Consider the following 14,810-nt stretch of genomic DNA (forward strand, 5'->3'; position numbering starts at 1 on the left):
GGATCAGTGCGAACGTTCGTCGATCACCCTGCGCAGCTTGCCCACGGAGCGCTCGAGCGTATCCGGCGCGACGATGCGCACGCCGACGGTCACGCCGAGAGTGTCCTTCACCTTTCCCGCGATCTCCGCTGCCGCGCTCGTTGTGCCAGCAGGGGTTTCCGGTTCCATCGCCTCGATCAGCACCTCCAGTTGATCGACGCGGTCCCGTTCGAAGAGCCGGAGCTGGAAGTGCGGCGACAGCCCTTCGGTGCCGAGCACGATCTCCTCGAAGTGGATGGGAAAGACGTTGACGCCACGCAGGATGATCATGTCGTCGGAACGGCCAGTGAGCCGGTCCATCCTGCGGTAGCCGGGGCGGGCGGTACCCGGTCGCAGCGTCGTCAGATCACGGGTGCGGTAGCGGATCACCGGTTGCCCGCGTTTGGTCAGCGTGGTGAGCACCAACTCGCCGGTTGATCCGTCCGGCAGTGGCGTCTGCTCGAGTGGGTCGATGACCTCGGGGTAGAAGTGATCCTCCCAGATATGCAGGCCGTCCTTGGTCTCCACGCATTCCTGGGCCACGCCAGGCCCCATTACCTCGGAGAGGCCATAGATGTTCACCGCGTGCAGGTTCATCCGGCTCTCCAGTTCCGCGCGTAACTGCTCGGTCCACGGTTCGGCACCCAGAATGCCGATACGCAACGAACTCTCCGTCGCGTCGATCCCTTGCCGGTCGAACTCGTCGAGCAGGGTCAGCAGGTACGTCGGCGTACCCATGATCACCTCGGGCTGAAAGTCGGTGATCAGCCGTACCTGGCGGGCGGTCATCCCGCCGGAGACCGGGATGGTCGCGCAGCCGAGCTTCTCCGCGCCGTAATGCGCGCCGAGGCCGCCGGTGAACAGGCCGTACCCGTAGCAGATATGCACTTTGTGCCCAGGGCGCCCGCCCGCGGCGAAGATCGACCGCGCCATGACCGTCGCCCAGCTGTCGATGTCCTCGGCCGTATAACCGGTCACCGTCGCGTTGCCGGTGGTGCCGCTCGACGCGTGAATCCGGCGAACCTCGCGCATGGGCACGGCGAGCATGCCAAACGGGTAGTTGTCCCGCAGGTCCTGTTTCGTGGTGTACGGGAACTTGGCCAGGTCGGCGAGCTCGCGTAGCTCATCGGGATGTACCCCGGCTTGCTCGAACCGACGCCGGTATGCCGGAACATTCTGGTAGGCATACCGGACAGTCCATTGCAGACGTTCAAGTTGGACGGCACGAAGCTCGTCCACACTCATGCGTTCCGCGGGACTGAGCTCCTCGTGCCTGGGTGCCGGGCCCAGTCCTCGGGTGGCTGCTGGCACCCCATTGTGCCTCGCGCTCATCGGATCAGGTTCCTCATTCCTGGTTCGGGGCTTGCCCGATCGTGCGGCTGCGACCACGGAACTCCGCGAGCACGACCTGGCCGGTGTCCGTTTCCCGACAGACCGTCACGTCATAGATGCCGCTGCGGCCGTACCGGACTCGTTCCTCCGCGATCGCGATCAGGTGATCGCCGAGGTTGCCGCTGGCGACGAAGGTAATCTCGGCTCCGGCGGCGACGGTCACTGGTCCATGACTGTTACACGCGCAGGCGAAGGCGGTATCAGCCAGCAAGAACAGGTAGCCGCCGTGCATGATGTCGTGGCCGTTCACCATCTGCTCGGTGACCCGCATCCGTGCGGTCGCGTTTCCGAGACCGACCTCGGTCAACTCGATACCGAGCGCGCGCGAAGCCGAATCGTTGGCGAACATCGCCGTCGCGGCGGTGCCGACTTCGGAACCAGACTGCGCCACGCGGTGTCACCACCTTGTCAACCAACCGAATGGACGGTTATTTAACTGCTTTATAGAAGTATTCACCCGCCGGCTTGTCAACGCGAGGTTCGGCGTTGGCAGGTGACCGTGTCTCGCGCTAGCATAATTCCTGAACGTTCGGTTGGTAAATAGGCCGCCGACCCGAGCGCGGGACAGGAAGGTGCTCGGCCGATGACCGCAACGGAGCTGGCCACCACGGAGCTGCAGCGCCATTTCGAGCGCACCATCGAGCACGACCAGCGCATCGAACCGCGCGACTGGATGCCCGAGGGCTACCGCAAGACGATGATCCGGCAGATTTCGCAGCACGCGCACTCGGAGATCATCGGCATGCAGCCGGAAGGTCACTGGATCACCCGTGCCCCCTCATTGCGGCGCAAGGCGATCCTGCTCGCCAAAGTGCAGGACGAGGCCGGCCACGGGCTGTACCTGTACTCGGCCGCGGAAACGCTCGGCGCCGAGCGCACGGACCTCACCGACCGGCTGATCAGCGGCGCGCAGAAGTACTCGTCGATCTTCAACTACCCCGCCCTGACCTTCGCCGACGTCGGGGTGATCGGCTGGCTGGTGGACGGCGCGGCGATCTGCAACCAGGTGCCGCTGTGCCGCAGCTCCTACGGTCCCTACGCGCGGGCGATGATCCGGATCTGCAAGGAGGAATCCTTCCACCAGCGGCAAGGTTTCGAACTGTTGCTGACGATGATGCGGGGAACCAGCGCGCAGCGAGACATGGTGCAGGAGGCGACCAATCGATGGTGGTGGCCGGCACTGATGATGTTCGGACCACCCGATGCGGATTCGCCGAATACCGCGCAGTCCATGGCGTGGAAGGTGAAACGACACACCAACGACGAGCTGCGGCAGCGCTTCGTCGATATGTCGGTGCCGCAGGCGGACGCGCTCGGCGTCACGCTGCCTGATCCCTGGCTGGCCTGGAATGCGGAACGCGGGCACTACGACTTCGGCGAGCTGGACTGGGCCGAGTTCAAACAGGTGCTCGCGGGTAATGGGCCGTGCAACGCCGATCGCATCGCGCATCGCCGTGCCGCGCGGGACAACGGCGCATGGGTGCGCGAAGCCGCCGCCGCGTACGCGGCCAAACACGCGGAAGGGCAGGGGAGATGACCCAGGATAGTCAGGGTGAATCGCCGGTTCGTGCCGGCTGGCCGCTCTACGAGGTATTCGTGCGCGGTAAGCGCGGACTCAACCATGTGCACGTGGGTTCGCTGCATGCGGCCGACGACCAGATGGCCGTGCGGCATGCCCGCGATCTGTACACCCGGCGCAACGAGGGCGTGAGTATCTGGGTGGTACGCGCCGCGCATATCGTCGCGACCAGTCCGGACGAGCGCGATCCGTTCTTCGCGCCGAGCGGCGACAAGGTGTACCGGCATCCCACCTTCTACGCGATCCCCGACGGTGTGCCGCATATGTGAAAGGCGGTGGAATGTCTACCCATAGGGCAAGCAGTACAACCAACGCCGGCAACGCCTACCAAGCGCTTGCCGAGGCGCACGACGACGCGCGGTGGGCGTTCGGCACCGGGTTCGACGATCCATTGTCTGGTGTGGACACTACGCTGCCGGATGACGTGCCGGGCGGCAAGCTCGCCGAGTACTGCCTGATGCTCGGGGACGACGCGCTGATTGCGGCGCATCGGCTGCAAGAGTGGTGCACCAACGCGCCGGAACTCGAAGATGAGGTCGCGATCGCGAATATCAGCCTCGACCTGCTCGGCCAGGCAAGGCTGCTGCTCGCTCGCGCCGGGCGGGCGGACGGTACCGGTAGGAGCGAAGACCACTACGCCTACTTCCGGGACGAGCACGAGTTCCGGAACGTTCGACTGGTGGAGCGCCCGCATACGGATTTCGCCGATCTGGCTGCATTCCTGCTGCTGTTCGGTTCCTGGCGACTGGCGCTGCTCGGGCGATTGACCGGCGCGCGGGATCCGGTGCTCGCCGCGATTGCCGGCAAGGCGGTCAAGGAACTGAGCTATCACCGGGAGTACGCGGCTGGCTGGGTGGTCCGCCTTGGCGATGGTACGGAGCTGTCGAGGCGGCGGATGATCGCGGCGCTGGATCGCTGGTGGCCGTTCGTGGACGAGTTGTTCCACGGGCATCCGGCGGAAATCCAGCTAGCCACGCTCGGTGTCGCGGTGGATCCCGCGTACCTGCGCGGTGAGTTCGACACGGTACTGGCCAGCGTGCTTTCGGCGGGCCGGCTGAGCGTGCCGGATGGCGCCCCGGTAGCCGGAGTCGCCGGGCGTACCGGACGCCACGGCCTGCACACCGAAGCGCTCGGCGGCATACTCACCGAGCTGCAGGGCTTGGCCCGCGCGCATCCGGAGGCGACCTGGTGAGCGCCGAAGACCACGGTCCCGCCTACGCCGTCGCCGCGACGGTGACCGACCCCGAGCTACCCGTACTGACCTTGGCCGAGTTGGGCATCCTGCGCGAGGTGCGTGACGTGGACGACGCGGTCGTCGTCTCGATCACACCGACCTACAGCGGATGCCCGGCGATGGCGCAGATGCGAGCCGACCTGACGGATGCCTTGCGTGCCGCTGGTTACGCGACGGTCGAGGTACGTACGGTCCTGCACCCGCCATGGACCACCGATTGGATCAGCGAGACCGGCCGGCGCAAACTCGCGGCCGCCGGTATCGCGCCACCTGGGCCTGCCCGGACCGAAGCGGTGGTGCTGCCACTGGCCGCGCCGCCAAGCAGGGTGCGCTGTCCGCGCTGCGGATGCCCGGACACCGTGGAGATCTCGCGATTCAGCGGTACCGCATGCAAGGCGCTGCGCCGCTGTCCGAACTGTGTCGAACCGTTCGAACACCTCAAGGAGATATGACGTTGAGCGCCAGGGTTCGCGCCGATTTTCACCAGCTTGCCGTGGCCGGCGTCGATCGGCTGTGCGCGGATGCGGTCGCGGTCCGGTTCGCCGTCCCCGCCGGACTCGCGGATGCCTACGCGTTTCGGGCCGGCCAGTCGCTGACGCTACGGCGTCGCTGGGCGAGCGGTGAGCAGCGCCGAACGTATTCCATCTGCGCCCCGGAAGGGGCCGAACCACGGATCGGCGTGCGGGAGATTCCCGGTGGCCTGTTCTCCTCGTGGTTGGTCAACGAGGTAGCGCCAGGGGAGCTGATCGAGGTCGGCACGCCAACCGGAACGTTCACGCCGGAGGCGGCCACGCGCGCGCGGCATGTGCTGGTAGCAGCCGGCTCCGGTATCACGCCGATTCTCTCGATCGCCGCCACCGTGCTGCGCGAGCCGGCCAATACCGTGACGTTGATCTACGGCAATCGCCGCAGCGACACGGTGATGTTCGTCGACGAGCTGGCCGACCTGAAGGATCGGTATCCCACCCGGCTGGAGCTCATGCATGTGCTCTCCCGCGAGCCACGCGAAGCCGAGCTGTTCTCCGGCAGGTTGGATGCCGCCCGGCTGCGCAACGTGCTCGGGGTTTTGCCGGAACCGGCAACGGTCGATCACTGGTGGTTGTGCGGACCGTACGGCCTGGTTGAGGATGCGCGGCGGCTGCTCACCGAGCTCGGGGTGCCGGCCGAGCGGGTACACCGCGAACTGTTCTATGTGGATGACCTGCCGCCGGAACCGGTGCGACACGCAGAACCAGCGGTGGACGGGGCGGCCACCGAGGTGACTGTCCTGCTGGACGGGCGGTCGAGCACGGTGCGCCTGCCCGCCGATCAGCCGGTTCTGGACGGAGCCCAGCGCTTCCGGCCGGATCTGCCCTTCGCCTGTAAGGGGGGCGTATGCGGTACCTGCCGAGCAAAGGTCACCAACGGCGCGGTCCGGATGCGACGCAACTTCGCCCTCGAGGAACCCGAGGTGGCCGAGGGATTCGTGCTGACCTGCCAATCGTTGCCTGATTCGGATGCGCTGACCCTCGACTACGACGCCTAGCGGCTCGAGTCAGCCCGCCCGCCACGCTCGTGGCCAAGCATGGAATATGGAATGTGGCATGTGGTATACCAGGTACCATGCCAGCATCGGATCCGCTCGCGTCGCTATCCCCGATAGCGACGCACACCCGAGGGGAGCGGGCGCGTGCTGAGCTGCTGAGTGCCATCGTGCGTGGTCAGCTGCCGCCCGGAACCGTGCTCAGTGACCGGCAGCTTTCCGAGGTTCTCGGCGTCAGCCGGACACCGATCCGCGAGGCGATGCACACCCTGGAAGCCGACGGGTTGGTCGAGCGCAGCGGCGGCCGGCTGGTCGTCGCTGGCTTCTCGGTTCGGGACACCCGCGAGCTGTTCGAACTGCGCAGGCTGCTCGAACCGGCCGGGCTGGACCGCCTCGCGCAAACCTGGGACGAGCAGGGCGTGTACGAGCTGGCCACATTCTTCGACGAGTTCCCAGGAGACCTACCCGCCGGTCCCTACGACGAGTACCTCCAGCGGGACCACCAGTTTCACCAGCTCATCGTCGCGTGGAGTGGCAACTCCCGGCTTATCCGCTGCTACGACGTGGTGGAAACCCAGATCAACCGAATCCGACACCATCTCGCCCCCGGCTATCGCGGCCGAATGGCCGAGGTCGTCCAGGAGCACCGCGACGTATGCGCGGCGATAGCCCGCAAGGACCTTGCCGGGGCCCGCGCGGCACTGGTGCGCCACTTGGAAAACGGCGAACGGGCGATGGTCGAGTTCCTTGCCGCGCGGGAAACCGGCGCCCCGGAAACCACACCGACACACTGACGACCGGGAAAGGAAGGTGGCGGCCATGCGGTTGGCCACGATACGCACATCCGGTACCGAGACCGCCGCGCTCGTCTGCCCTTCGGGGGTAGTGCCGATCGCCGCGATCAACGCGGCTTATCGCACGTCGTGGCCGGTTGACCTGTTCACCCTGCTCGCCGAGGGCCAGTTCGCCGAATTCGATATCTGGTTGGCACGGCAAGGCGATATCCACACTCGACTCGCGGAGCGCCTCCTCGATCCGTCCGAAGTAGATTTCGCGCCGCCGTACCGCTCGCCGCGCAAGATCTGGGGAATCGGGCTCAACTACGTCGATCACGCGGCCGATCTGTCCGAGGCCGCGCCCGCTACGGAGCCAGCGAGTTTCCTGAAGCCAGCTACGACGATCATTGGCACCGGTGAGTCCATCCGGTTGCCTGCCCAGTCCGAGCGGGTCACCGCCGAGGCCGAGCTCGGCATCGTCATCGGGTCAACGGCGCGGGATGTCCCTGAGTCCGCTGCACTGTCCTATGTGGCGGGATTTACCACCATCATCGATATGACCGCCGAGGACATCCTGCAACGCAACCCCCGATATCTGACCCGTGCCAAAAGTTTCGACACCTTCTTCAGCTTCGGGCCGGAAATCATCACGCTGGACGAGTTTCTCGCTACTCCGGCAGAGCTGCCGGGCCTCACCGTAGGCACCTGGCACAACGATCGGCTGCACCGGGACAACGTGGTCGGCAATATGACGTTCACCCCGGAGTTCCTGGTTTCCTTCCATTCGGCGGTGATGACCTTGCTGCCGGGGGACATCATCTCGACCGGCACCCCGGGAGCGGTGGTGATCACCGACGGCGACGTCGTATCGTGCCGGATTCCCGGCTTCCGGGAGCTGGCCAACCCGGTGCACGGCGCACGGGCCACGGCGTGAGCGGGGACCACGGCGCGCTGACCACGTCCCTTGTTGCCAGCACGGAGCTGACCGCCCTGGTCGAGGGGATCTTCCTTGGCCATGGAGTGCCGGCGGCCGACGCGGCGGTGATCGCCGACCATCTGGTGACCGCCAATCTGCGTGGCGTCGATTCGCATGGCGTGAGCAGGGTTCCGGTGTATATCGAGCGGCTCGCGGGTGGCCTGGTTCGGCGGGATGCCAGCGTCACGACCGTGCGGGAGACGCCGGTGAGCGCGCTACTGGACGGGAACAACGGTAGCGGCATCAGCGTGGCCAACCACGCCATGCATCGCGCCATCGACAAGGCGCGCGCCGCGGGTATCGGCATGGTCAGTGTGCGCGGGTCGAATCACTGCGGGATGCTCGCCTACTACACGGCGCTGGCCGCAAGGGCGGGATTGCTCGGGTTCGCGACCACCAGCGCGCCGGCGACCATGGCGCCGTGGGGAGCCACCCGCGCGTTTTTCGGTACGAATCCGCTGTCCTATGCGATACCGATGCCCGAGTCGCATGCGGACATCGTGTTCGATATGGCAACCAGCCAGGTAGCGCGCGGCAAGATCATCCTGGCCGCGCGGGAAGGCAGGCGTATACCGCTTGGTTGGGCGCTCGGACCGGACGGTCAACCGACCGACGATCCGGACGCGGGTTTCGCCGGGGTAATGCTGCCGCTCGGCGGGCCGAAGGGCTCCGGTCTCGCGTTACTGGTGGAAACCCTGTCCTCGGTGCTTTCAGGTGCACTGTACGGGCCGTGGATCCCGCCGCTGTACGACAATGACACCGAGCCGCAGGCGATCGGACATTTCTTCCTGGCCGTTCGCCCCGATCTCTTCCGGCCAGCAGCGGAGTTCACCGCCGCGATGGCGCGGCTGGCCACCGAGATCACCGAGCTTCCGGCGCTCGCCCAGCAGGATCGGGTATATCTGCCTGGCGAGCTGGAAGCCGAAACCGCGCGACACCGGCGTGCCCAAGGCATCCCACTGTCCGAAGAGGTCCGAGCGGATCTGGCCCTGCTCGATAACCGCGCTAACCTTGAAGAACGCGAATACGGAAGGTAACCAAACCCGCCGCGCACCCAACCGGAAGATCCCTGAAGAACGCGGTTCTCGCTTTAGAACGAACCGACGAGCCCGCCGTCCACCCGAAGCTGGACCCCGTTGATGTATGCCGCGCCGGTTCCGCAAAGGAAGACGGTGGCCGCGGCGAACTCCGCTGGCGTGCCGTACCGCTTGGCGGGAATAGCGGCTTCACTGCTTTGCCGGACCGATGTGGCATCGGTGTTCGCCGCGGACGCTTTCGCTTCGTCCAGCTGCGCGGTCCGGTCCGTCTCGACCCTGCCTGGCAACACCATGTTCACCGTGACGCCGTCCGCGGCGACTTCGCCGGCCAGGGTCTTGAGGTAGCCGGCGAGTCCAGCGCGGGCCAGATTGGAGCGTACGAGCCCGGCGATCGGCTGCCGCACCCCGCTCGACCCGATTGCCACGATCCGGCCCCAGCCGGCCTCGCGCATCGGCGGCAGCAGCTGATGCACCAGCTCGATCTGCGCGAGCAGGAGCGTTTCCACCGCGGCGGCCGCATCCTGTCTGGTCAACTCGGCCGCGGTCCCCGGTGGTGGCCCGCCGGAGTTGAGTACCAGGATGTCGATGCGACCGAGCCGCTCGGTGATCGACGCGATGGCTTCGCCAGTGCCGTCCGGATCGGTGAGGTCGATGCCAACCCCCAGCGCGCCCGGGTGGTCCGCCGCCCGCTGGCGAGCGAGCTCCGCCCGCCGGCCGGTGAAGGCGACGCGGGCGCCTTCGGCGGCCAGGCCGCTGGCTGTGGCGTACCCGAGCCCCGAGGTGGAACCAAGTACGAGCGCGGTGCGCGAGGTCAGACCGAGATCCATGATCGCTCCGTCAAGCTGCTGCGGTAATCAGTACCACCTGACCGTATTCCATATATCAATCTAGTCAAGCGAGTCGAACGAATCCGCAGGACAGCACTGATCGACCGATTCGATGCGACCAAGAATCGGGGGTCTCAGTATACGGAATATCGTTGCTAGGATGCTGTCATGTCCGCTCCGCAGTTGCCACCGTTGCCGGCCAGACCCGGCAACCTCACCGATCTGGTGCTTGCCGCCTTGCAGCGGGCGATCATCGAGCAGCAGCTGCCCCCTGGACAGCAGGTCAGCGAGGCGAGCCTGGCCGATTCGCTACAGGTAAGCAAAACCCCCGTGCGGGAGGCCCTGTTGCGGCTGCGCCACATCGGCCTGGTCGAGACGGCGGATCGCGGTTTGCGGGTAACGATGCCCTCCGCGAGCAGGACGCGCTATGCCTATGAGCTGCGCGCTGGCCTCGAGCGCTCAGCGGCGACACTGGCCGCCGAACGTTGCTCGGACGCCGAGCTTGTCACGGTCGCCGAGGCGGCCCAGAACTCGCTCGAGCACGCCCTACATGGCGATGCGGACGGATTCCGCGCCTGCGATTTGGCCTTCCACCAGTCCGTTTGCGAAGCGGCGCGTAATCCGCTGCTCGAGCAAGCCGTGCGGGATGCCCTGCTGCTCACCGGCGCGCTGCGCGCGCGGGACGTGCCAATCTCCGGCGATTCGGTGGGCTGCGCGCGCGAGCACCTCGCGGTTTCCGATGCGCTCGCCGAACGGGACGGGCATGCCGCGGGCCGTGCGATGTACGCGCATGTCCAGCACGTCATGCGGATCGTGCTGGACGCGCTCGGTGAGCCGGACGCGGACGGCTAACTGAGCGTAGGCTGCTCGCTGGCCGCGGCTTCCGCGCAGGCGCGAACCCCGGCATCGGTGGCGCCAAGGGCCTCCGAGATCGCCCAAGCGGCGGCACGCACGAGTGGAGCAAGCTCGGTCAGCCGATCCTCGGGAAGTCGAACCGTGGGGCCGCTGAGGCTGAGGCAGCCGATCGCGCTCTGGGTGTGATCGAACAGTGGCGCGGCGACCGTATGGATTCCCGGCGTGCGTTCCGAAAGCGACAGTGCCCAGTGGCTCGCGCGGATCTCCGGAAGCTGCGCGCGCAGCACGTCCGGATCCTGGATCGAACCGGGTGCCAATGCTTCCAGCGGCCTGGCCAGCACGGCTTCCCGCTCGGCGGGGGACAGGAAGGCGAGTAGTACCTTGCCCTGCGCGCCGTATGGCAGCGGCAGCGGTACGCCAATCTCGGTGTAGGTGCGCCGCAACGGCTGATGACTCTCCACCTGTTCGATCACCGCGCGCTCAGTGGGCGAGACCAACTCGTGCAGGCCGACGGTCTCGTCGGTGGCGTCCCGAAGCGCGTGCATCTCCGGCAGGGCGGCCTCGCGGAGGGTCGCGGGGAGCGCGCCGCTGCGGGCGACCTGCACCAGTAGCGGCCCCAACGCGTAACGCCGGTCCGCGGTATGCCTGATCAGCCGGTTGGACTGCATCGCGGCGAGTAGCCGGTGCGCCGTGCTGGTGGACAGGCCGGTACTGCGCGCGATCTCGCTGATCCCGAGTACCGGTGTTCGGGCGGAGAAACACCGGAGTATCGCCACGGCGCGGTCGATTGACTGGACCGAGTTGCCCGCGGGCCGCTCGCCCCCTGCTGTCCTGCTCATGTCTCCAGTTTCCCTTGCGGTACGGCGTGTTTCGCGGGCGCCTACCCGCGTGCCCTTGACCCCTATGCGGCACGTCACTTACTGTTTTCCTTATAACGGGACTGTTTCCCATAATACAGGAAGGAGTGTTCGTGGCGCCGCTCAGTGGTTTCCGGGTTCTGGATCTCACCCGCTTCCTGTCTGGTCCGTACTGCACGATGGTGCTGGCCGAACTCGGCGCGGATGTGGTCAAGATCGAGAACCCCGTGCAGGGCGACGATTCGCGCCGCCTCGCACCGAAGGTGAATGGGGAGAGCTACCCGTTCGCGATGCCGAACCGCAGTAAACGCAGCGTGGCGCTGGATCTCAAGCAGGATGCCGGGCGGGATGCCTTCCTGCGGCTCGCCGCGAGCGCCGATCTGGTTGTGGAGAACTTCCGGCCCGGCGTGGTCGCCCGCCTTGGCATCGACTACCCGGCGGTACGGGCGGTTCGCTCGGATGTGTTGTACTGCTCGATCAGCGGGTTCGGCCAGACCGGACCCTATCGAGACCGGCCGGGCTTCGACATCATGGCCCAGGGATACAACGGGTTTCTCCGGATGACCGGCCACCCGGACGGTCGACCGGCCAAAGTGGGCATTGCGATCAATGACATCGCGGCTGGTGCGACCGCACTGTACTCGATTCTGGCCGCCGAACTGCACCGGCGTGCTACCGGGGAAGGCCAGTACCTGGATATCTCGCTTGTCGATGCCGGACTCGCCTGGACGGTATGGGAATCCGGTGCCTTCTTCGGTGCTGGTGAAGTTCCCGAGCCGACCGGAACCCGGCACCGGCGCTCCGCGCCGTATCAGGCGTATCGCACGGCGGACGGCTACGTGACCATCGGCGCGAACACCGAACGGTTATGGCAGCGGCTCGTCCACGACGTCTTCGCCGATCCAAGCCTGGCCGACGATCCGCGATTCCGGACCCTTGCCGACCGGATGGCCAATCTGGACGAACTGCAGGGTCGCATCGAGGCCGTCACCAGTAGCGAGCCGACGGCGCACTGGATCGAGTTGCTTGATCATGCCGGAGTGCCGGGCGGGCCGGTGCTCACCTACGACCAGGCGTTGACCGATGAACACGTACTAGCCAGAGATATGGTCGTCGAACTCGACCACCCGATCATCGGTCCAATGCGGACCATCGGGCCGCCGACGAAGTTCTCTGGCCTCCCTTACCACGTGCGTTCTCCCGCACCGTGGCTCGGTCAGCACACCACCGACGTGCTTGGTGAGGCCGGATTCGGCGCCGAGGAGATCGCTGGACTACTTGCCAGCGGGGTGGCACACAACGAACACCCAGAACGGGAAAACCCGAAACAGGAGATGGGGAGCTGACCGATGGCTGACCAACTCGTGGTGGAGCGGGCCGGTGCGATCGCGACGATCGTGCTCAACCGGCCGGAGTCACATAACGCGATAACCCTTGGCATGTACCAGGAGATCCCCTCGATCGTGTCCGATCTCGACTCGGACACCAGCGTCAAGGTCGTCGTCGTACGCGGTGCGGGGGAGCGGTCCTTCGCTTCCGGGGCGGATATTACCGAGTTCGAAGCGGTTCGCGGGAACGCGCGGGATGCTCGCCAGTACAACGAGTATGTCGCCCGTGCGGAGCAGGCACTGACAACCTTGCGTAAACCCTCGCTGGCAATGGTGCATGGCTACTGCATTGGCGGTGGCTGTGGGCTCGCGCTGGCCTGCGATATCCGCCTGGCGGACGAGCGGGCGCGGTTCGCCATTACCCCAGCAAAACTCGGGCTGGTGTACAGCCTTGATTCGACGAAACGACTCGTGGACCTGGTTGGTCCGGCGCGTGCCAAATGGGTGCTGATGTCCGGCAAGCAGCTCACGGCCGACGACGCCAGGTCGTGGGGGCTGGTCGAGTACGTGCTGCCGGCCGAGGAACTGGCCGGTACGACATACGAGCTGGCCGCCGAGATCGGTACCCGAGCCCAGTTCAGCGTGCGTGCCAGCAAGGAGATCGTGACCCGGATCGGCGCCGGACAGCACGCCGACGACGAGTACACCACGAACCTGCGGAATTCCTCCTTCGACACCGAGGACTACGCGGAGGGCGTGCGCGCTTTCCTTGGTAAACGAGCACCCAATTTCACCTGGTCGTGAGGAGATTGTGTCGTGCGCAAGAACAAAGGTGTTCTGGCGGCCACGCTCGCACTGTCCATGGTGCTTACCGCATGCGGAAGCGGCGAGTACGTGGGCGATGCCGCCGACTATCCAGAACAGGATCTCGAGTGGACAATCGCGTTCGGCCCAGGCGGCGGCAACGACATCATGGCCAGGGTGCTCGTCGACATCCTGCAACAGGAAAACCTGTATCCACACAATATCGCGGTGGAAAACCGGCAGGGTGGATCCGGTGCCATCGGGTGGGGATACCTGCTCTCGAACAGCGGCGATCCCTACCACGCGTCCACCACCTCTGGATCCTTCCTGACGACACCACTACAGGCGGACACCGGTTGGACCTACGCGGACTTCACGCTCGTCGGCCAGCTGGCTACCGATGACTCGGTGTTCGCCGTGCAGTCGGGCAACGGGATCGACAGCTGGCGGGAGTGGACCGAGTTTGCCAAGAAACAAGGCACCGTAACGGTCGGCGGGATCGGCACGGTGAACGTCGATTTCATCGTGCACGCGTTGCTCGCCGACCAGGTCGGGTACGAAGTGGACTACGTACCGTTCGATGAGGAGGGGCAGCTCCAGACCGCGCTGACCTCGGGCGCACTGCAGGCGATCACCTCGAATCCCGCCGAGATCGCCGGGCAGATCGACGCCGGCAGAATGACCGGTTTGCTGTTCACCGGCAGCGAGCCACTCAATCGGTTCCCGGAGATCCCCACCGCCGAATCGCAGGGTTTCACCAATATGGTGTCCATGCCGCGTGGCCTGATCCTGCCGCCCAATGTGCCGCCAGAGATCAGGGACTGGTGGGTCAGGACGATGCGGAAGGCCGTGCGCGATCCCCGCTGGCAGGATTACCTGGACAAGAACGACCTCACCCGGAACGAGGTGTGGGGCGAGCAGTTCCGTAAGGAACTCGGTCAGACCGCCGAACGCTTCCAGGCGATCCTGCGCAAGCACGGAGCTATCTGATGTCGACGCGATCGGCGCAAGCGAGCCAACCAGGCAGGCGGCTGGCGCGGATCGACGGTGAGCTGGCGTTCCTGGTGAGTTTGCTCGCGCTGTTCACCGCGTACACGGCGATTGCCACGAGCATGGAATGGCGCACCGAAGCCGGCCGGATCGGGCCGGGGTTCTTCCCCACGCTGATTGGCGGAGCCGGACTGCTACTCGGGCTGATCGCGCTGGCCCGCGCCATCCGCCGACGGCGTGCCGCGCCGAACCGTACCGCCGGCGCGCCCGACACGGTCCCGGTAACCACGGAAGCCCAAGGCTCCGAAGCGGCCGTAGCCGCTGAGGGCATCGAGCAGCGCCGGTACCCCGGTGTGGTCGTGCTGATCGCCGCGGCGCTCGGTGGGGTGCTGTTCACATTCATCCCGCTCGGGGCGTTGCTCACCAGCATGCTGCTGCTGTTCGGCTGCCTGTCGTTGCTCAACCGTGGCCGCCATGCGGTCAACGCGCTGCTCGGGCTACTCGTGCCGCTCGGGCTGTACCTCTTGTTCGAAGTCGCGCTGAACGCGGGCCTGCCGACCGGTTTGCTGCCGTTCTGAGCCCGCGGGCCAGCGCGGCGCGACGGCCCGGTCGCGG

At 66.3% G+C, this 14,810-nt stretch carries 17 protein-coding genes; 13 read left to right on the forward strand and 4 right to left on the reverse strand.

Annotated features, from left to right (window positions below; genetic code table 11):
* Positions 1-3: 3 nt before the first annotated feature.
* Both paaK and paaI read right to left on the reverse strand, forming a co-directional pair.
* Positions 4-1,350, reverse strand: coding sequence for a phenylacetate--CoA ligase PaaK (paaK, locus tag EV191_RS18385; protein WP_132878335.1), 1,347 nt, complete (start codon positions 1,348-1,350; stop codon positions 4-6).
* A 13-nt stretch (positions 1,351-1,363) separates the two neighbouring features.
* Positions 1,364-1,759, reverse strand: coding sequence for a hydroxyphenylacetyl-CoA thioesterase PaaI (gene paaI, locus EV191_RS18390; RefSeq protein WP_132878472.1), 396 nt, complete (start codon positions 1,757-1,759; stop codon positions 1,364-1,366).
* Positions 1,760-1,993: 234 nt separating this feature from the next.
* Here paaI and paaA point away from each other — a divergent pair, with 234 nt between their 5' ends.
* From paaA to EV191_RS18430, 8 genes are all read left to right on the forward strand, one after another.
* Positions 1,994-2,947: a 1,2-phenylacetyl-CoA epoxidase subunit PaaA gene (gene paaA / locus EV191_RS18395; RefSeq protein WP_132878336.1), complete on the forward strand. Its 954-nt coding sequence runs from the start codon at positions 1,994-1,996 to the stop codon at positions 2,945-2,947.
* Complete coding sequence (gene paaB, locus EV191_RS18400) at positions 2,944-3,258, forward strand: 1,2-phenylacetyl-CoA epoxidase subunit PaaB (protein WP_132878337.1); 315 nt, start codon at positions 2,944-2,946, stop codon at positions 3,256-3,258. Before paaA ends, paaB begins: the two co-directional genes overlap by 4 nt.
* An 11-nt stretch (positions 3,259-3,269) precedes the next feature.
* Complete coding sequence (paaC, locus tag EV191_RS18405) at positions 3,270-4,181, forward strand: 1,2-phenylacetyl-CoA epoxidase subunit PaaC (protein WP_132878338.1); 912 nt, start codon at positions 3,270-3,272, stop codon at positions 4,179-4,181.
* Positions 4,178-4,675: a 1,2-phenylacetyl-CoA epoxidase subunit PaaD gene (paaD, locus tag EV191_RS18410; RefSeq protein WP_132878339.1), complete on the forward strand. Its 498-nt coding sequence runs from the start codon at positions 4,178-4,180 to the stop codon at positions 4,673-4,675. Before paaC ends, paaD begins: the two co-directional genes overlap by 4 nt.
* Positions 4,672-5,748, forward strand: coding sequence for a 1,2-phenylacetyl-CoA epoxidase subunit PaaE (paaE, locus tag EV191_RS18415; RefSeq protein WP_132878340.1), 1,077 nt, complete (start codon positions 4,672-4,674; stop codon positions 5,746-5,748). The genes paaD and paaE overlap by 4 nt, the downstream gene beginning before the upstream one ends.
* A gap of 77 nt (positions 5,749-5,825) precedes the next feature.
* Complete coding sequence (locus EV191_RS18420; RefSeq protein ID WP_132878341.1) at positions 5,826-6,539, forward strand: GntR family transcriptional regulator; 714 nt, start codon at positions 5,826-5,828, stop codon at positions 6,537-6,539.
* A 25-nt stretch (positions 6,540-6,564) separates the two neighbouring features.
* A complete protein-coding gene (locus tag EV191_RS18425; protein ID WP_132878342.1) occupies positions 6,565-7,455 on the forward strand; it encodes a fumarylacetoacetate hydrolase family protein in 891 nt (296 codons plus the stop codon).
* Positions 7,452-8,534, forward strand: coding sequence for an Ldh family oxidoreductase (locus tag EV191_RS18430; RefSeq protein ID WP_165913002.1), 1,083 nt, complete (start codon positions 7,452-7,454; stop codon positions 8,532-8,534). The genes EV191_RS18425 and EV191_RS18430 overlap by 4 nt, the downstream gene beginning before the upstream one ends.
* A gap of 53 nt (positions 8,535-8,587) precedes the next feature.
* Here EV191_RS18430 and EV191_RS18435 read toward each other — a convergent pair whose 3' ends face one another.
* Entirely contained in the window at positions 8,588-9,361 is a 774-nt protein-coding gene (locus EV191_RS18435; protein ID WP_132878344.1) for an SDR family oxidoreductase, read from the reverse strand.
* Between the two features lie 168 nt (positions 9,362-9,529).
* Here EV191_RS18435 and EV191_RS18440 point away from each other — a divergent pair, with 168 nt between their 5' ends.
* Positions 9,530-10,213 (forward strand): GntR family transcriptional regulator, encoded by a 684-nt coding sequence (locus tag EV191_RS18440; protein WP_132878345.1) that lies wholly within the window; start codon positions 9,530-9,532, stop codon positions 10,211-10,213.
* Here EV191_RS18440 and EV191_RS18445 read toward each other — a convergent pair.
* Positions 10,210-11,055, reverse strand: coding sequence for an IclR family transcriptional regulator (locus EV191_RS18445; RefSeq protein ID WP_132878346.1), 846 nt, complete (start codon positions 11,053-11,055; stop codon positions 10,210-10,212). The two genes, EV191_RS18440 and EV191_RS18445, sit on opposite strands and share 4 nt — an antisense overlap.
* Positions 11,056-11,186: 131 nt before the next feature.
* On the opposite strand from EV191_RS18445, the gene EV191_RS18450 reads away from it, so the two are divergent.
* The 4 genes from EV191_RS18450 to EV191_RS18465 are packed head-to-tail and all read left to right on the forward strand — an operon-like array spanning position 11,187 to position 14,773.
* Positions 11,187-12,419, forward strand: coding sequence for a CaiB/BaiF CoA transferase family protein (locus tag EV191_RS18450; protein WP_132878347.1), 1,233 nt, complete (start codon positions 11,187-11,189; stop codon positions 12,417-12,419).
* A 3-nt stretch (positions 12,420-12,422) separates the two neighbouring features.
* Complete coding sequence (locus EV191_RS18455; protein ID WP_132878348.1) at positions 12,423-13,205, forward strand: enoyl-CoA hydratase/isomerase family protein; 783 nt, start codon at positions 12,423-12,425, stop codon at positions 13,203-13,205.
* Between the two features lie 12 nt (positions 13,206-13,217).
* Entirely contained in the window at positions 13,218-14,195 is a 978-nt protein-coding gene (locus tag EV191_RS18460; protein WP_207894575.1) for a Bug family tripartite tricarboxylate transporter substrate binding protein, read from the forward strand.
* Positions 14,195-14,773, forward strand: a complete 579-nt coding sequence (locus tag EV191_RS18465) for a tripartite tricarboxylate transporter TctB family protein (RefSeq protein WP_132878349.1) — start codon at positions 14,195-14,197, stop codon at positions 14,771-14,773. The genes EV191_RS18460 and EV191_RS18465 overlap by 1 nt, the downstream gene beginning before the upstream one ends.
* Positions 14,774-14,810: the final 37 nt, after the last annotated feature.

It is taken from the genome of Tamaricihabitans halophyticus (assembly GCF_004340875.1).
Classification (GTDB): Bacteria; Actinomycetota; Actinomycetes; order Mycobacteriales; family Pseudonocardiaceae; genus Tamaricihabitans; species Tamaricihabitans halophyticus.